The sequence below is a fragment of the Hyphomicrobium sp. 2TAF46 genome (assembly GCF_052114865.1).
GTDB lineage: Bacteria > Pseudomonadota > Alphaproteobacteria > Rhizobiales > Hyphomicrobiaceae > Hyphomicrobium_B.
Window position 1 is genome coordinate 1 of the sequence record NZ_JBFRFO010000006.1, and the last position, 14,563, is coordinate 14,563.

16 protein-coding genes are annotated in these 14,563 nt (G+C 59.5%); 7 read left to right on the forward strand and 9 right to left on the reverse strand.

What is annotated here, in order from left to right; genetic code table 11:
• Positions 1 to 113: 113 nt before the first annotated feature.
• Both AB4Z24_RS13205 and AB4Z24_RS13210 read left to right on the forward strand, forming a co-directional pair.
• Complete coding sequence (locus AB4Z24_RS13205; protein ID WP_441708821.1) at positions 114 to 374, forward strand: hypothetical protein; 261 nt, start codon at positions 114 to 116, stop codon at positions 372 to 374.
• A 27-nt stretch (positions 375 to 401) separates the two neighbouring features.
• The gene (locus tag AB4Z24_RS13210) at positions 402 to 812 is read left to right on the forward strand and encodes a hypothetical protein (protein WP_441708823.1); all 411 of its coding nucleotides are present in this window, start codon (positions 402 to 404) and stop codon (positions 810 to 812) included.
• A gap of 6 nt (positions 813 to 818) precedes the next feature.
• Here AB4Z24_RS13210 and AB4Z24_RS13215 read toward each other — a convergent pair whose 3' ends face one another.
• The 8 genes from AB4Z24_RS13215 to AB4Z24_RS13250 form a co-directional block, all read right to left on the reverse strand.
• On the reverse strand, positions 819 to 1,391 hold the full coding sequence (locus AB4Z24_RS13215) for a hypothetical protein (protein WP_441708825.1): 573 nt from the start codon (positions 1,389 to 1,391) through the stop codon (positions 819 to 821).
• Positions 1,375 to 1,842, reverse strand: coding sequence for a flagellar basal body-associated protein FliL (locus tag AB4Z24_RS13220; RefSeq protein WP_441708826.1), 468 nt, complete (start codon positions 1,840 to 1,842; stop codon positions 1,375 to 1,377). Before AB4Z24_RS13220 ends, AB4Z24_RS13215 begins: the two co-directional genes overlap by 17 nt.
• Positions 1,830 to 2,324, reverse strand: a complete 495-nt coding sequence (locus tag AB4Z24_RS13225; RefSeq protein WP_441708827.1) for a hypothetical protein — start codon at positions 2,322 to 2,324, stop codon at positions 1,830 to 1,832. The genes AB4Z24_RS13220 and AB4Z24_RS13225 overlap by 13 nt, the downstream gene beginning before the upstream one ends.
• A 1-nt stretch (position 2,325) precedes the next feature.
• Positions 2,326 to 2,688 (reverse strand): rod-binding protein, encoded by a 363-nt coding sequence (locus AB4Z24_RS13230; RefSeq protein ID WP_441708829.1) that lies wholly within the window; start codon positions 2,686 to 2,688, stop codon positions 2,326 to 2,328.
• Positions 2,689 to 2,718: 30 nt separating this feature from the next.
• Entirely contained in the window at positions 2,719 to 3,135 is a 417-nt protein-coding gene (locus tag AB4Z24_RS13235) for a hypothetical protein (RefSeq protein ID WP_441708831.1), read from the reverse strand.
• Positions 3,128 to 3,892 (reverse strand): flagellar biosynthetic protein FliR, encoded by a 765-nt coding sequence (locus tag AB4Z24_RS13240; protein ID WP_441708832.1) that lies wholly within the window; start codon positions 3,890 to 3,892, stop codon positions 3,128 to 3,130. The genes AB4Z24_RS13235 and AB4Z24_RS13240 overlap by 8 nt, the downstream gene beginning before the upstream one ends.
• Positions 3,889 to 5,982 carry a flagellar biosynthesis protein FlhA gene (gene flhA / locus AB4Z24_RS13245; RefSeq protein WP_441708834.1) on the reverse strand — a complete coding sequence of 698 codons (2,094 nt, stop codon included), beginning with the start codon at positions 5,980 to 5,982 and terminating at the stop codon, positions 3,889 to 3,891. The genes AB4Z24_RS13240 and flhA overlap by 4 nt, the downstream gene beginning before the upstream one ends.
• A gap of 186 nt (positions 5,983 to 6,168) precedes the next feature.
• Entirely contained in the window at positions 6,169 to 7,548 is a 1,380-nt protein-coding gene (locus AB4Z24_RS13250; RefSeq protein WP_441708836.1) for a UDP-glucose dehydrogenase family protein, read from the reverse strand.
• A 586-nt stretch (positions 7,549 to 8,134) separates the two neighbouring features.
• Here AB4Z24_RS13250 and AB4Z24_RS13255 point away from each other — a divergent pair.
• The 4 genes from AB4Z24_RS13255 (at position 8,135) to AB4Z24_RS13270 (ending at position 11,501) form a co-directional block, all read left to right on the forward strand.
• Entirely contained in the window at positions 8,135 to 8,362 is a 228-nt protein-coding gene (locus AB4Z24_RS13255) for a hypothetical protein (RefSeq protein ID WP_441708838.1), read from the forward strand.
• A 378-nt stretch (positions 8,363 to 8,740) separates the two neighbouring features.
• The gene (locus tag AB4Z24_RS13260; RefSeq protein ID WP_441708840.1) at positions 8,741 to 9,745 is read left to right on the forward strand and encodes a sulfate ABC transporter substrate-binding protein; all 1,005 of its coding nucleotides are present in this window, start codon (positions 8,741 to 8,743) and stop codon (positions 9,743 to 9,745) included.
• A 159-nt stretch (positions 9,746 to 9,904) separates the two neighbouring features.
• Positions 9,905 to 10,168: a hypothetical protein gene (locus AB4Z24_RS13265; protein ID WP_441708842.1), complete on the forward strand. Its 264-nt coding sequence runs from the start codon at positions 9,905 to 9,907 to the stop codon at positions 10,166 to 10,168.
• Between the two features lie 160 nt (positions 10,169 to 10,328).
• Positions 10,329 to 11,501 carry a ceramide glucosyltransferase gene (locus tag AB4Z24_RS13270; protein ID WP_441708844.1) on the forward strand — a complete coding sequence of 391 codons (1,173 nt, stop codon included), beginning with the start codon at positions 10,329 to 10,331 and terminating at the stop codon, positions 11,499 to 11,501.
• A 16-nt stretch (positions 11,502 to 11,517) separates the two neighbouring features.
• Here the strand turns inward: AB4Z24_RS13270 and AB4Z24_RS13275 are convergent, their stop codons facing one another.
• Positions 11,518 to 13,353: an alkaline phosphatase family protein gene (locus tag AB4Z24_RS13275; RefSeq protein WP_441708846.1), complete on the reverse strand. Its 1,836-nt coding sequence runs from the start codon at positions 13,351 to 13,353 to the stop codon at positions 11,518 to 11,520.
• 202 nt (positions 13,354 to 13,555) lie between these two features.
• Between AB4Z24_RS13275 and AB4Z24_RS13280 the strand changes: the two genes are divergently transcribed.
• Complete coding sequence (locus AB4Z24_RS13280) at positions 13,556 to 14,275, forward strand: type 1 glutamine amidotransferase (RefSeq protein WP_441708847.1); 720 nt, start codon at positions 13,556 to 13,558, stop codon at positions 14,273 to 14,275.
• Positions 14,276 to 14,563 lie beyond the last annotated feature (288 nt).

The following is a 14,563-nucleotide window of genomic DNA, read 5'->3' on the forward strand; positions in this document are numbered from 1 at the left end:
AGAGAACGCGTTAGTCACACTGGCCTCCGGGCGAACTCACCTGAGCCGAGTTCATCGCCGCCGCGAAGATCGGTGACTTTCGACTCTGCCTCCCAAATCAAGGAATGTCCATGATGAGGTCGAAGGCAGACATTCAAACTGAGACACTACCCGGCAAGCACAACGCCGAATTCGCTCAACGCTTTCTCAAGGCCGAAGGTATTTCCTATGTAGGCGGCAGTACCGGAGGACCGCAAGGACGGCGTATTCAGTACTGGCCGGTTTCTGGACGTGCACGACAGATTCTGCTCGCAGGCCCGGCACCCATCGAAAAACCGGCACCGATGCCGGTCGCTTCGTTCGATGCCAACGCCGGTGAACTTGAACTTTTCTGATCGCTTTTACATTGGGATGCGCACGACATGAATGACAGCAATCAGGAAGGCCAAGGATCGGCGCGCGCAGGTGTGGCGGTCCCGGAAGTATTGACGATCGTTTCCGCGGAAGTCCGCATGCTGTCCGATACGGCCGGTGATCTACAGGATCTTATCGGCAACCTCGTTGTCGCCGGCGCATTCGGAGGGTCGCAATCGCTCTATCAGCTGCAAAGCCTCGATCGGCTGTGCCAGAGCCTCAACGCCGTTGCCGATTTCCTCGCAGGCGTTGCCAACGGCTCGTCGGCCGATTGGAAAGTCGATCTTTCTGATGCCGCGCGCGCCGTGAAGCTTGCAGACGTGTGCGACAGGCTGACCGGCCGGACGGCGGCCAGTGAGCCTTCCGGAGATCTAACAGGCGAATTCGACGACTTCGAGAATTGGCCTATGACCGGCTGACGCCGATCAAGAGCCGACGAATTCCCGCGCAGCCGCAAGCGATGCGAAACGGCGCCGTCCAACGAGCGTATCGATCTCGATAGACCCATCTTCGTATTCGAGAAATTCGCGGCCGGCGAGCTTGCCGCCAACGACGGGCTGGCGCGGTTCGGGCAGCGGCGGCGGCGCCGGAACAGCAGACCGGTCTCGTCCCGCGCGCGTTGAGGCATCCTGATCTGATGTCTGCCGGAAACTGAGCGACGGACCGATGCGGATCAACGACCGGCGGCGCTCGATGATCGGAATGAGCTTCATCGTCACCGCGGCAATGAAAATGCTCTGCATGACGGCGAGAGCCATCAATCGATGAATCCAGATCATCGGCTCATCGGATAACGTCGCCGAATAGCCGATGATGAAGATCAGTACCGACAGCATTCCAAGTCCGGCGAACACGGCAAAGGCGGCAATTCCGCCGCGCTGCTGAGCCGTCAAAGGCTTGTTCTGGATCCCGGCGTCGCGAGCCAGCCGCAATTTGAGATCGGCCGCTGTTTGCCGAAAGACGGCATCGAATCCGAAGTTACTATCGATTGCGCTCATTGTTCTTCATCATGTCCGCTTTTGAGAGATAGGTCCAACTGTCGATCATAACGTCCTTGATCACGTCCCGGCCGAGCCGCTTGTTGGCTCCCGTCGCGACGTTGGCGGCTAGATCTTTGATGGCCTGTTTGCGCCCGGTCTTGATGTCGGCCGGCGTGGTTTCGTAGATTTGCCGGAATGCTTCGTCGGCAACGAAAACGTCCGGCTGCAGCGAGCTCGCCTTAACGAGTTCGGAATCGGCAGTGAATTGCAGACGCGTCACGACATACCCGAGGACTTCACCGTCCCTCAGAATTGGCACACTGACCATGTGCGTCTTCATAATCTGCAACTTGGGTTCGGAGTCTTTGGCTTCAGGCGTCTGAATGCTCGCCTTCCACGTGGCCGCGCCGTAAACGCCGCCGATGGTGGAGAGACAAGCGATAATTGATAAGATGATCAATCGGACCACTGCGTGCTCCGGCTCGGTCCGATGTTGCGGGTATAGGTTCCGTCCGATTCAGCGTTCTGGATGGCGTCGGAAAGCATCCCAGCGATCTCTTTGACGGCCTCGAGGTGCAGCTGTATCTTGCGAAGATTGACGTCGAGCTTGGAGCGGAACATCTGAAGCCGCAGGTTGAGATCTTCATCGATGTCTGCGGGATTTAGCCGTCGCATTGCCTCATTGAGATCAACGAGGCCCTGGCTCTTGCGATCGTTGGAGGCCTTGAGGTCGAAGTTCGGCGCTTTGTCCAGGGCCGCAGTTTCCTCCTCGAGATAATCCTCGATCCGCCGGATTACCGCGACGACGACGGCTCGTGTCGCATCGGCATCGTGTGTGACCGCGCGAGGAAGGTGCGGAGCGCGACGGCTGCCACGCGCACCAACGCGCTTCAGTGCTGCGGATGATGATTGTTGCGATCGGGTCTTGGCTTCAACCGGTGCGGTGCTCATTCTACTTGTCTCCCGAGCCGTGAGATTCCGGTTTGAAGATCATTTGGGCGATGCCGATCGTTCCCGATTTCGAGAGTGTGGTCGCCAGGCTATCCACCATCATCGATCGCCATACGGTCCCGGCGGTACCTTCGCCGAAGAGCGATTCAGAATCCTTCGGCATCCATTCTTCCAGCATCTGGCGGAGATACAACGCCTCGAACTGCTGGCCGACGTCTTTGGTCTTGCCGCCCTGTGCTTGGCCGGACGGTGTCGACCCCGCACCTTCGGCAGGCTGAGCTGCCGTCTGCGATCCCGTGCGGACGGTCTGTCTGGCGGCCCACATGGCCTGATCGGTGACGGCTGCAGGAGGAATAATCGTCATGAGGCATTTCGGTGCTGGCGGACAATCGCCTCACGATGAACGTGTTGACTTACCCCGGCCTTGCGCCGCTGTGGCCTGCTGAAATTCAAGCAAGGCCTCAAGGTCCCGTTGCTCGTTCCGGCGCGCTTCCTCAGCGCGCACGTCGGCTAGCAACTCGGTTGCTCCGCGCGTGCGCTTGGTAGCCTCGAGATAGCGGGCAAGCGCCATTTCGTGCTCTTTCACGAGACGCTGGTGGCGGCGTTGCATGTTCCCCAAGCTCCGCGACATCAGCGCCAGGAAGGGCTCGTGAACGGCCGACGGATTGGCAAGGGTGGCGATGAGGTTGTCCTGCGAGATGCGAAGCTCATCCATTTGCCGGGTGATTTCGCCGATCCTCGCGCGATCGGCGGTCTCGAGGTCACGAAAGACGTCGACGAGACGGCTGACCTTTTTCGATGATCTAGCCATTTTGGCCGAGATTTTGGATGGCCTGGGTCACGAGCGACGTAAAAATTTCGAGTGCCGTCTTGTCGACCTGCAACAGAAGGAAGAGGCCGCCCAGAACGACGAACGGCGTCGATACGAAATAGATCGGTATCTGCGGCACCATCTTATTGAGGAAGCCGAAGGCGAAGTTGACGGTCAGTGAATAGACGACCAGCGCCGCGCTGAGCTGCAACGTCAACTTGAAGGCAGACCCGACAAGCGTGACGATCGTCTGCAGGTTGGGCGGCGCGGCGATCGATACCCCGACTTTGAACATCTCGTACGAGCGCTGCAGCATCAGAACGATGTTGACGTGCTGGTTCGTGATGAAGAAAAGCGCTACGGCCGGCGTTGTCACGAGCGACGAAAAAGGCGACGACGGATCGTTATTCTCGACGGAATGCGAGAAGACGTTACCATATCCGGCATAGTTCGCCATGCACGTCGCAGCGAATTCGAGTGCCATGAAGAGGATGCGAACGAGAAATCCCAACAGAATTCCCGTCGAGGTTTCGATAACGATCATCGCCAGCAAATTGCTCGGCTCTTCGCTGGTCGCGGGACGCACCGAATCATAGACGAGCGGCGTGAGAGCGATAGAGACCGCGATGGCAACGAACAAGCGCAGTTGCACCGGGATGCGATCGCTCGAGAGTCCGGGCAGCAGCATGAAGCAAGCCCCGACCCGGCAGAACACGAGGAGCGGTACGAGCAGAGTGTCGTGAGTGAGCGGCGTCATGAAACCGAGCCGAGCGACTGAATCTGGACGCCGCGACTGATCTCGAGATGCGAGAGGACAGGCAGTGTTCCGTAAAGCCGTTCGGTGACCGTGTGTACGTAGGGGCGCGTTTCGGCAGCCGTCACGAGGACGAATTGATGCCCCGCATCCATGAGCGGCTGCACCATGCGGCTGAGATCGCCACCGAACTGCTCGATAAGGCGCGGCTCGATGTCGAATTCGATGACTTCTCCCTTGCCGTCGCGCTTCAGAGCTTGATGGAACGCAAGCTCCCAACGGTTTCCAAGACGCACGACCTTGAGATAGTTGCCCTCGCTGAGATCGCCGCAAATCTGCGACGCCAGACGCATGCGCACATGCTCCGAAATCTGCTCGGCCTTGCGCGAGAACGGAGCGATCTCCGCCACCGCTTCGAGGATGAGATGCAGGTTGCGGATCGAAATGCGCTCGCCGAGCAGCATCTTGAGCACGCTCTGAAGGCCCGAATGAGAGATCTGCGATGGGCAGATTTCCTCGAGCAGTTTACGATATTCGGGGTCGAGCCGTTCGAGAAGCGCGCGAAGATCGCGGTACGAAAAGAGCTGCGCCAGACTGTTGCGGATGACCTCGGCGACGTGCGTCAAAAGCACGGATGTGTTTTCGACCGGAACGAAGCCGTCGCGCTTCAACGCGTTGGTGAAGATGTCGGGTATCCACAAGGCCTTCATGCCGAACGCCGGTTCGCGCGTTTCGTCGCCCGGCGCTTCCGGCTTCGGGCCGTCCCCGACGACGACGAGAACGTCGCCAAGCCGAAGCTCCGCGCTCGAGACCACCGTTCCATGAACTTTGATCTGATAGGTCTTTGGAAGGATGGATAAGTCTTCGGTGAGTTTGATATCCGGAACCACGAAGCCGTACTGCTTGGCGAACTTGCGCCGCATCTTCGCGACGCGCTGCGGAAGATCGCTGGTCGGACGCATCAGAACGGACGAGATTTGTTTGCCGAAGCAGATCTCGATTTCCGTCGTCTTCAGTTGATCGCGAATGGACTGGCGCGATTGCTCTTCGGCTGACGGAGCCTGGCCTGCGGTGCTTGCCGATGCCGCCGCCTTCTCCAATTCCGCTTTTTGCCGAACGAGGGTCATGCTGATGAACGTGAGCATCCCGCCGATACCAGCGAATGGCAGGAACGGGAGGCCCGGCGCGAGCGACAGCAACGACATAACACCGCCCGCGATCAACAGCGCGCGGGGATAGTTGCCAAGCTGGTTGATAATCACGCCTTCGGTCGAGCCGTGGGTGCCACCTTTCGACACCAGAAGGCCCGCAGCGAGCGCTACGATGAGCGCAGGCATCTGCGTTACGATACCGTCGCCGACCGATAGCTTGACGAAGGTGTCGACAGCACGGTCGAAGGCGAGATCATGCTGCGTGATGCCGATGATGATGCCGCCGAAGATATTGACCGCCGTGATGATCAACCCGGCAATCGCGTCGCCACGAACGAACTTCGACGCGCCGTCCATGGCGCCGAAGAACTGGCTTTCCTCTTCGAGTTCCTTGCGCCGGCGAATGGCTTCCTTTTCGTCGATCGAGCCTGCTGCAAGATCGGCGTCCACAGCCATCTGCTTGCCGGGCAGCGAATCGAGGGTGAAGCGCGCGCCGACCTCGGCGATACGCGTCGCGCCCTTCGTGATGACGACGAAGTTCACCGTGATCAGGATGATGAAAACGATGATGCCAATGACGAAGTTGCCGCTCATGACGAACTGCGCAAAGCCCGCGATGACGTGACCGGCGGCGCTGGGTCCCTCGGCACCTTGCGACAGAATAAGGCGTGTCGTCGCCACGTTGAGCGCAAGTCTGAGGAGCGTGGCGATGAGAAGGATGGTCGGGAAAGCCGAGAATTCCAGCGGCCGCCGGATCCACAGCGCCACCATCAGGATGATGATCGAGAGCGCGATCGAAAAGGCGAGCCCAAGATCGATCAGGAACGCCGGAAGCGGCAGGAACAGGATCGTCAGAATGGCGATCACGCCGACGGCCAAGCCCGCGTCGCGCCGACCCAAACCTAGGTCGATGCCGCTCTCGGCGGTTTTCGTGGTTGCCATGATGAATAAATTCCCCCGCGATTTGGGGGCGAGTCTCCTATCCGAACCTTGCGCGAGGTCGTCATCAGGCCGCGAACAGCGGAGAAAAATTCAAAACTGGCAAATCCGTACGCAATTCAAACGGATGGCACGCGCGGTTGCTCCACCAACCCATCGCGGCGACGCCGCCCGGCGGTGCCGTGGCAACTATTTGGCGGCTTCGACCGGATGCAGGGGCGATTGGGCCTTTGAAGCGGACGGGGCTCCCTCTCGAACATTCACCCATCCACGCCCGATCCCCGAATAGCTGAGGCCGAGTTCGCGCACGGCATCTGCATCGAAGACGTTTCGGAGATCGACGATGGTCTTGCCCCTCATGCGCGCCTTGAGAGCTTCGAGGTTGAGCGCCCGGTATTCGTTCCATTCGGTGATGACGACGAGGACATCGGCGCCCTCGGCAGCCTGTTCAGCATTCTCGCACCAGACGATATCCGGTAGCAAAGGCTCGGCCTGGCGCCGCCCCTGCGGATCGCAGGCCCGGATGGTGGCTCCGCGTTCCTGCAGCATCGGCACGATAACGAGGCTCGGCGCGTCGCGCATGTCGTCGGTGTTCGGCTTGAAGGTCAGTCCGAGTACGCCGATCGTCTTATCGCGCACCGACCCTCCGGCCGCTTCTTCGATCCGGATCGCCATGGCGAGCTTGCGCTCGTGGTTGACGCGTTCAACTTGCTCGATGATCGAAACCGGCGATCTGGCCTCCCGCGCCGTGCGGATGAGGGCTGATACATCCTTGGGGAAGCAAGAGCCACCATATCCCGGGCCCGGATGAAGAAACTTGTCGCCGATGCGCCGGTCCTTACCGATTGCAGAGGCAACCTCCTGAACGTCGGCGCCAACGCTCTCGCAAAGATCCGCGATCTCGTTGATGAAGCTGATCTTGAGGGCAAGAAAGGCGTTGGCCGCATATTTCGCGAGTTCCGCCGACTCCCGTTCGACGAACATCACGGGGGAGCCGCGGAGCGCCAGCGGCTTATAAAGACGTCCCATCACGTCGCGCGCCCGGTCGTCATCGGTGCCGACGAGAACGCGATCCGGATGGGTGAAATCCTGGATCGCCGATCCCTCCCGCAAAAACTCCGGATTGGAGCAGACGGCCACGTCAGCGTCCGGCCGCTTTGCTTTGAGGCGGCGCTCGATCTCGCGGCTGGTCCCGACGGGCACGGTCGATTTCGTTGTGACAACGGTAAATCCGTTGAAATGCGGGGCGGCTTCTTCGACGGCCGTGAAAACATAGGAAAGATCCGCGTATCCGTCGCCGCGCCGCATCGGCGTTCCGACCGCCAGAAACACGACGTCGGCATCCGCGACCGCAGGCCCGAGATTTTCCGTGAAAAGCAGGCGCCCGGCCTTGATGTTCCGTTCCATCAGGGCCTCGAGCCCGGGCTCGTAGATGGGGGAGCGGCCAGCCTTGAGATCGGCAAGGCGGTTGGGGTCCTTATCGACGCAGGTGACTGTCCAGCCGAAATCGGAAAAGCAGGCGGCTGAGACGAGCCCGACGTATCCCGCGCCGACCATACAGATCTTCATAACTTCAGGTCCCCCTTCCCCTGCCGAAACCGGCTGCAACTGACGAGGTGTAGCACCGGATCGATATGTGGGAAATTGCCACGCGGTTGTGACGCCCCCCGAAATACCCTGCTAATCGGCGAGCGGTCGGAAAAGATGGCGATTCTAGCCCTTTCCGATCAGATGACACATTTGTTGCGCCCGCCGGTCCCGCCGCGCCGGGCGGTTCGCTCGGCGGTTAGGCCCGATTCTATGGGGTTTTCAGCGAGCTTCCCGCCGTTGTCATAAGTATTGAAGTTCTTGTTATTTGACCCAGCGAGGGGATCAGGGCTTTGATGCATCTGTCGGCACGATGTTGTGCCGGCCGCGGTGATTTCGACAGCGACTTGCGCCGCGTCATCAAACGCTAAGCCCCACGGTTCTCGTGGGCTCCGCAATGGAGACCGCTATGAAAAGCTATGACCTCTGCTTCCTGTCCACATGTCGCGCGATGAAAGCCTCGATGTGTATGGCCGGCTGCTGTTGAGATCACGCAGCCCCGCTTCAGCCACTTCAATCGAAAAATCGCAACATAGAGGACGCTGGCAACCGCCGGCAGAGCAACGACATGTCCAAATCCTACGTCATCGAGGTCGGCGACGACCAAGCCGGACTTATCATCCGTGAAGAAGGAGAACGCGAATATCTCTTCCACGCGGCATTGAATGAATACAGTGCCCTCGAAGGAAGGCGCTTCGCAAATCCGCTTCTCGCCGAACGTGCGGCGATCGCTCATCAGGCAAGCCGGCGTCGCCGGCGCGTCTCCGCCCGCGCGCAGGAGGCATTTGCCCTATGAGCAGGTACATCAGCGAAGCCAAAAGTTCGCGTCTTGAACCAAAACGGGTCGCGGACACGCGAACGAAACAAGTTCCCTCCCGGCGCTTGACGTTGGTGGCCGATCGAGACTGGCATCCGGATCCGATTCCGTATCCGGCGCCGGTCGGGCCATCGCCAGACTTCTAGCGCACGAGCACGCAAGCCTATCTGCGCATCTCCATCCCTGGACCCGCCCGCACGCTGCGAGCGGGAACCTTGAGACCGGTGGCTGTTCATGGCCGCCGGTCTTTTTTTCCAAGGATGGCTGAAAAGCTTGTGACTTTTTGTTCGTTCTCCACTCCATACTGCTTTGAAATAAGCAATCGAAGTACTCTGAAATGTGAAAAGGGATCTGCATATGACTATGGGGCGAGTGGTATCGCGGCTTGGTTTGACGGCTGCTCTTTTGATGGCGGTAGCGCCTGGAGCTTTCGCGCAGACGAGCATTCTCAATGCGTCTTACGACGTGTCGCGAGAACTCTATAAAGACATCGATCCGGCATTCGCCGCGAGCTGGAAGAAGTCGTCGGGCAACGACATCGAAGTCAAGCAATCGCATGGCGGATCGACGAAGCAGGCGCAATCCGTGGCCGAGGGCCTCGAGGCTGACGTCGTCACGCTCAATCAACCGACGGATCTCGATTTTCTCGTGAGCAAAGGCGTGGTTTCGAGCGACTGGCGTACGAAATTTCCGCACGGCGCGTCGCCTTACACGACAACCACAGTCTTTCTGGTCCGCAAAGGCAATCCGAAGGCCATCGCCGATTGGGATGATCTCGTAAAGCCCGGCACTTCCGTCGTCATTCCCAACCCGAAGACATCCGGCAATGGGCGCTACACCTATCTCGCGGCATGGGGCTATGCCCACGACAAACTAGGTTCGGACGACAAGGCGCGCGACTTCGTCGGCAAGCTGTTCGCCAATGTGCCGGTATTCGATGGCGGCGGGCGCGGCGCTACGACGAGCTTCACGCAGCGCGCCATCGGCGACGTTCTGGTCACGTTCGAGAACGAAGCTGCGCTGATCAAGGCCGAGGTCGATGGCCAAAATTTCGATGTCGTCTATCCGTCAGTCAGCGTCGAAGCCGCGCCGCCCATCGCGATCGTCAATACGATTGTCGAGAAGCGTAAGACAGCCGATGTCGCCAAGGCCTACCTCAACTTCCTTTATTCTGATGACGCGCAGAAAATCATAGCCAAGCATCATTTCCGGCCGCGCAGCGAAGCTGTGCTCAAGGAAGCAAACTTGCCTGCCATCAAGACCTTTTCGGTCGAAGACAAAATCGGACCGTGGGCGACGGTGCAGAAGACACACTTCGCAGACGGCGGAATCTACGACCAGATTACCACCAAGAAGAACTGAACTTTCTCTGATCCTGATCAACAAGCCGCGACATTGCGCGCGGCTTGCTCCTCTCCCGGTTGCACTCCCTCGTCCTGGCGCCGATTGACTGATAAAAGCGCTACGAAGCGCGCGCTGTAGACCGGCGTCGCCTATAGGGATGAAACGGGAGCATAAGCTATGGGTGATCACTTTTGGCCGGCAATGTATCCGGGCCTGATCGTGGGAATTCTCTACGGCTTATCGCAGCGCGGAATATTCAATACCGCCGTCGCAGCCCTCGGTGGCCTCGTAGGAGCTGCCATCGCCTACGCAATTTTGCTCGCAGTTGATTTGAACGACGGCCTTCCGTCGGTGATCGGTCTAATAGCGGCAGCATTTCTCGGCGCTTATCTTTTTACCGGCATTGCGCAGCGGCTCGCCAACGCCCGCCCGAAAACGTGAGCGGTCTTATCCGCGCGCCGAGCGCTCTAAAAGTTTGACGTTCGTCTGGGCGCGGCATCTCTGCAGTTTTCCACCGTGTCACACAGGCGTCGCGCAACTGTCGTCGAAATTTCACTGAATCCTGGAATTCAGCGCCTGAACTATTGGCCGGGGAGGTGAGATGGCCGATTTCGTCATGACGGCGGCTCTGGTCTTCTGCTTGGTGGCAACGGCCACCCATCTCGTAACGATCGCATTGGCGTTATTCCGCGTTACTTCATCACGCTCTCCGCAGCGCGGATTGAACGTCGAACCTGTCAGCATCATCCGTCCGGTTTGCGGCCGCGATCATTTCGATGAGATGACGCTTCGCTCGACGTTCGAGCTTGGCGACGCCGGCCACGAAATCATATTTTGTGCGGCTCGCGAGGACGACCCCGCCGTGCCGTTCGTCAGAAAGTTGATCGCACAATATCCGCACGTCGAAGCGAAGCTGCTCATCGGCGACGAGAGGCCAACGAGCAATCCGAAGCTCAACAACATCGTCAAGGGCTGGGCAGCTGCACGGTTTCCGTGGATCGTCCTCGCTGACAACAATGTTCTGATGCCGAAGACCTATCTCGACGATCTCTTCCGCAGCTTCGAACCAAGTGTCGGCCTCGTCTGCTCTCCACCTGTGGGAAGCCGTCCGATCGGGTTCTGGGCCGAGCTCGAATGCGCCTTTCTCAACACCTATCAGGCGCGCTGGCAAAGCGCCGCCGACACGATCGGACTCGGGTTTGCCCAAGGCAAATCGATGCTCTGGCGCCGCGATATTCTCGACGACGCAGGCGGCATCGTAGCGCTCGGTGCGGAGATTGCCGAAGACGCAGCGGCGACAAAAATCGTCCGCTCTCATGGTCTCAACGTCCGCCTCGTCGACCGTCCATTTGAACAGCCATTGGGTCCAAGGTCCGTGGCGCAGGTATGGGCACGCCAAGTGCGCTGGGCGAGGTTGCGACGGGTAACGTTTCCGGTTTTCTACGCACCGGAAGTTTTGACCGGCTCGACTTTGCCGATTGCAGCCGGCGTCGCCGCGGCTTCGAGCTACGATCTGGATCCGCTCGTAGTATTGGCAGCCCTGCTTGCGATTTGGTTCGGCGCCGAGGCGCTCTTGGCGCGGGTGGCTGGCTGGCACCTGAAATGGCAGTCACCCTTCGCATGGATGCTGCGCGACGCCTTGCTCCCGCTCCTCTGGATCGAAGGCTGGGCGGGAGATACGTTCGTCTGGCGCGGTAACGATATGAGTGTCGCAAAGCCCGCCGCCAGTAGCACCCCGATTACCAATTCGGGGCATATAGCGGCGGGCCAGTGACCTGACCCGCGAAGCCTTATTTCGTCTCGGCTAAAGCGGCGTCCAGCGTAAGCCCAACCGTGCGTCCTTCGAAACCTGCCGCGTCGAAATATTTCGTCTCGCCCGCAACCTGGTAATTGAGGATCGTTCGCAGGCCCGATGACGACGGCGCGGAGACGAGCGTCTTGCGCTCCCAAGTCGGAACGGTGCCGTTCGTCAAAGCTTCAGTGAGCGCTCTGCCGACGAGCTTGCCATGGCTTTTTGGCATCAGACCGAGGATCGTCGCGATGGTCTGCCCGACGTCGGCGTTGCTGGCGGGCGCCTCGCTGACAAAACCCTTCTTGAACGAGGGACCGAACGCCGCCATGAAATTCGCCGTGTCCGCACGGCTGAAGCTTCCATGCATGCCCTGCCCCTGCTGCAGACCGGTATCGGCGACAACGACCGTGCAGAGTTCAGGTTTGGCGCATCCCGTTGAGAAGCTCTTGAAATTGACGACGATCGACGGTCGCGGCATGAGCGACGCACCTTGCAGATTGATCGCGGAAAGCGGTAGCGTCCCGGCGAACGTGCCCAAGTGATCGTCGACGAACAGTCCGCTGACATAGTCCTGCGCAAGCAGCGCATCGATCGACTTCTGCACCAGTTCGCGATCGCCGCTCGGAACATAGACGAGGTCCGAGCCACCATTCGCCGCAACGGCGACCTTGGGCGCGTTGGCATCTTCGCCAATCAAGCCGTCTGAGCTCTTCGGGTGATTGCCACTTTCGACTTTGGCATTTGCCGCTTCCGGATCGAAAAGCGGCAGGTTCAAAGCCGCGGCGAGATCGATCGCCAGAAATCCCGGAGGCAGCATGCCCTGAGGCACATCGGCGTAGCTCGCCCGCGCCGCGCCGCTCGTATCGCTTTGTTTTGAAATCGTCGAGAAGCCATGATCCGCAGAGACGAAAATGTCAGTCGTCTCAGCAAGGCCGAGTTGATCGAGCGTCCGCCGGATCGCCGCGAGGTTCGAGTCCGCATTGCGGATCGCCGCCATCGACGTCGGTCCGTTGATGCCGGGCTCGAGCTTCAACAGGCTGTCGCCCTGGTTATGCTGCGTCCCGTCCGGATCGCGCGACCAGAAGACGACGACAAATGGCTTTCCATCGGCCTTGAATTTCGGCAGAACAACCTGCGTCAGAGCCGCTGCGAAATATCCTTGCTGCACGACATTGGCGTCCTTCGTGCCGGGCTCGCGAAAATTTCCGCTCTCTTTGTTGGTCAACCGGCCGGGTGTCTCCGTCGGCAAGCCGGCCGCTTTCAGTCCATCACTTACCCACGGAGCAAGCGGAATGCCTGCCTCGGTTCCCGTCGCATCGTCCATAATGACGCTTTCACCGCCGCCGCGCGACGTATGATCGAACATGAGCGTCGGGCCGATCTTGCCGATTGCAGCAGTGTTGAAGCCTGCCTGATGGGCAGCTCTGAGGATTGTTTCCTCGTCGATGAAGTTGCCGGCGAAATGGTCGTCGATGTCACCCAGGACGCGATTCATCTCGATGAACGCCATGCGAGCCGAAGAGGCCGCCTTGATCGGGAAGCCCGCATAGAGGACATTTCCGAAAACGCCGGTGTCGCCGAGATAATGGCCGGTGGCCATGCCGCTGGAGTTCGGCATGGTGAATGTCGGAAAGAGCGAATGGCTGTTGGCGAAGTTAACGCCCTTATCCCGGATCTCGGCGAAAGTCGGCGCAGTCTCAGGCGTGACGATGGCGGCGCGCAGCCCGTCAGGAACGAACAGCACGACGTTGTGCCGGCTGGCGTCGGCTAGGGCCGGTGCTGCACTAGCGAACACTGCGAGAAATGCGCATGAGATGAGATGTTTTGCAGACATTTAAGCCTCACTCGGAAGTGGCGCCGGAAGTTGGTCCGGGATGCGATGAATGTTCGGATCTAGCGTTCGACGATGACTCCCTCATGTCGCCTCGTCGTCGCAAAGGCTGTCCAACGCCGTGCCTGCACCACTTTCGTGGCAGTGGAAATTTTTTCTCCACTATGCCACAGGAAGTACCCCGCAGCATACATAGGGGGGTCCCGTGCGCTTTCTCGTTTTCCAGCACATCGCTTGTGAGCATCCCGGCATCTTCCGCAAATTCTTCGCCGCCGATGGCATTTCCTGGGACGCGGTCGAACTTGACGAGGGCGAGACCATCCCGCCGCTCGAAAACTATGATGCCCTTTGGGTCATGGGCGGCCCGATGGACGTATGGGATGTCGAAGAGCATCCGTGGCTGATCGAGGAGAAGCGCGCGATCCGGCGCTGGGTCGGCGACTTGGGTCGTCCTTTCGTAGGGCTATGTCTTGGGCACCAGCTTCTAGCGGATGCGCTGGGCGGCACATGTGGCCCGCAACGTCCGCCCGAGATCGGAATCCTCGACATAGCGTTGACGCCAGCAGCGGCGAGCGATCCGGTGTTCGGCGATCTGCCGCAAGAGTTCAAGGCTGTCCAATGGCATTCCGTACGCGTGGCTCAGCCACCTGAAGGCGCCGTGGTACTGGCGAAATCCGATGTCTGTCCTTGTCAGGCAATGCGGGTCGGCCGAAACGCGTGGAGCATGCAGTATCACGTCGAGATCGAGGACAACACGATCGACGATTGGGGGAATGTTCCCGCTTACGCCGAGGCGCTCGAGCGGACGCATGGCGCCGGCGCACTTCCGCGCATGGCCGCGACGGCGAAACCTCACATGAAGAATTTTGCGGCCGACGCAGAAAAACTCTACCGCAACTTCATGAGGGAAATTCAATCTCGCTAGCGTGCGCGGAGATGCGTAATACGAAAACAATTTGCTTCTCAATTCGGCAAATTTGTTGCGCTCACTGAGCAATGTGATAGGCTAAAAATGCCCTAGTTTTATGGGGTTATTGGTTGTGATTGGTGACGATTGGTACAGAGGTTCGCATGTCCGTCGAGGGCAACGCGCAACTAACCGGAACCATATCAGGTAGAAATGCCTGTAGCGTCTGGCCTTGTCCCAGGCGCCATCCAACAGTTTTCGAAATTCGACTGATCGTTTAGCGCCACGCGCCGGAGACCCGGTTCG

Bases quoted from the DNA above. Each gene is read 5' to 3' on its own strand.
- AB4Z24_RS13205 (WP_441708821.1), top strand. From the start codon at position 114: ATGAGGTCGAAGGCAGACATTCAAACTGAGACACTACCCGGCAAGCAC.
- AB4Z24_RS13210 (WP_441708823.1), top strand. From the start codon at position 402: ATGAATGACAGCAATCAGGAAGGCCAAGGATCGGCGCGCGCAGGTGTG.
- AB4Z24_RS13215 (WP_441708825.1), bottom strand. From the start codon at position 1,391: ATGAGCGCAATCGATAGTAACTTCGGATTCGATGCCGTCTTTCGGCAA.
- AB4Z24_RS13225 (WP_441708827.1), bottom strand. From the start codon at position 2,324: ATGAGCACCGCACCGGTTGAAGCCAAGACCCGATCGCAACAATCATCA.
- AB4Z24_RS13230 (WP_441708829.1), bottom strand. From the start codon at position 2,688: ATGACGATTATTCCTCCTGCAGCCGTCACCGATCAGGCCATGTGGGCC.
- AB4Z24_RS13235 (WP_441708831.1), bottom strand. From the start codon at position 3,135: ATGGCTAGATCATCGAAAAAGGTCAGCCGTCTCGTCGACGTCTTTCGT.
- AB4Z24_RS13240 (WP_441708832.1), bottom strand. From the start codon at position 3,892: ATGACGCCGCTCACTCACGACACTCTGCTCGTACCGCTCCTCGTGTTC.
- flhA (WP_441708834.1), bottom strand. From the start codon at position 5,982: ATGGCAACCACGAAAACCGCCGAGAGCGGCATCGACCTAGGTTTGGGT.
- AB4Z24_RS13250 (WP_441708836.1), bottom strand. From the start codon at position 7,548: ATGAAGATCTGTATGGTCGGCGCGGGATACGTCGGGCTCGTCTCAGCC.
- AB4Z24_RS13255 (WP_441708838.1), top strand. From the start codon at position 8,135: ATGTCCAAATCCTACGTCATCGAGGTCGGCGACGACCAAGCCGGACTT.
- AB4Z24_RS13260 (WP_441708840.1), top strand. From the start codon at position 8,741: ATGACTATGGGGCGAGTGGTATCGCGGCTTGGTTTGACGGCTGCTCTT.
- AB4Z24_RS13265 (WP_441708842.1), top strand. From the start codon at position 9,905: ATGGGTGATCACTTTTGGCCGGCAATGTATCCGGGCCTGATCGTGGGA.
- AB4Z24_RS13270 (WP_441708844.1), top strand. From the start codon at position 10,329: ATGGCCGATTTCGTCATGACGGCGGCTCTGGTCTTCTGCTTGGTGGCA.
- AB4Z24_RS13275 (WP_441708846.1), bottom strand. From the start codon at position 13,353: ATGTCTGCAAAACATCTCATCTCATGCGCATTTCTCGCAGTGTTCGCT.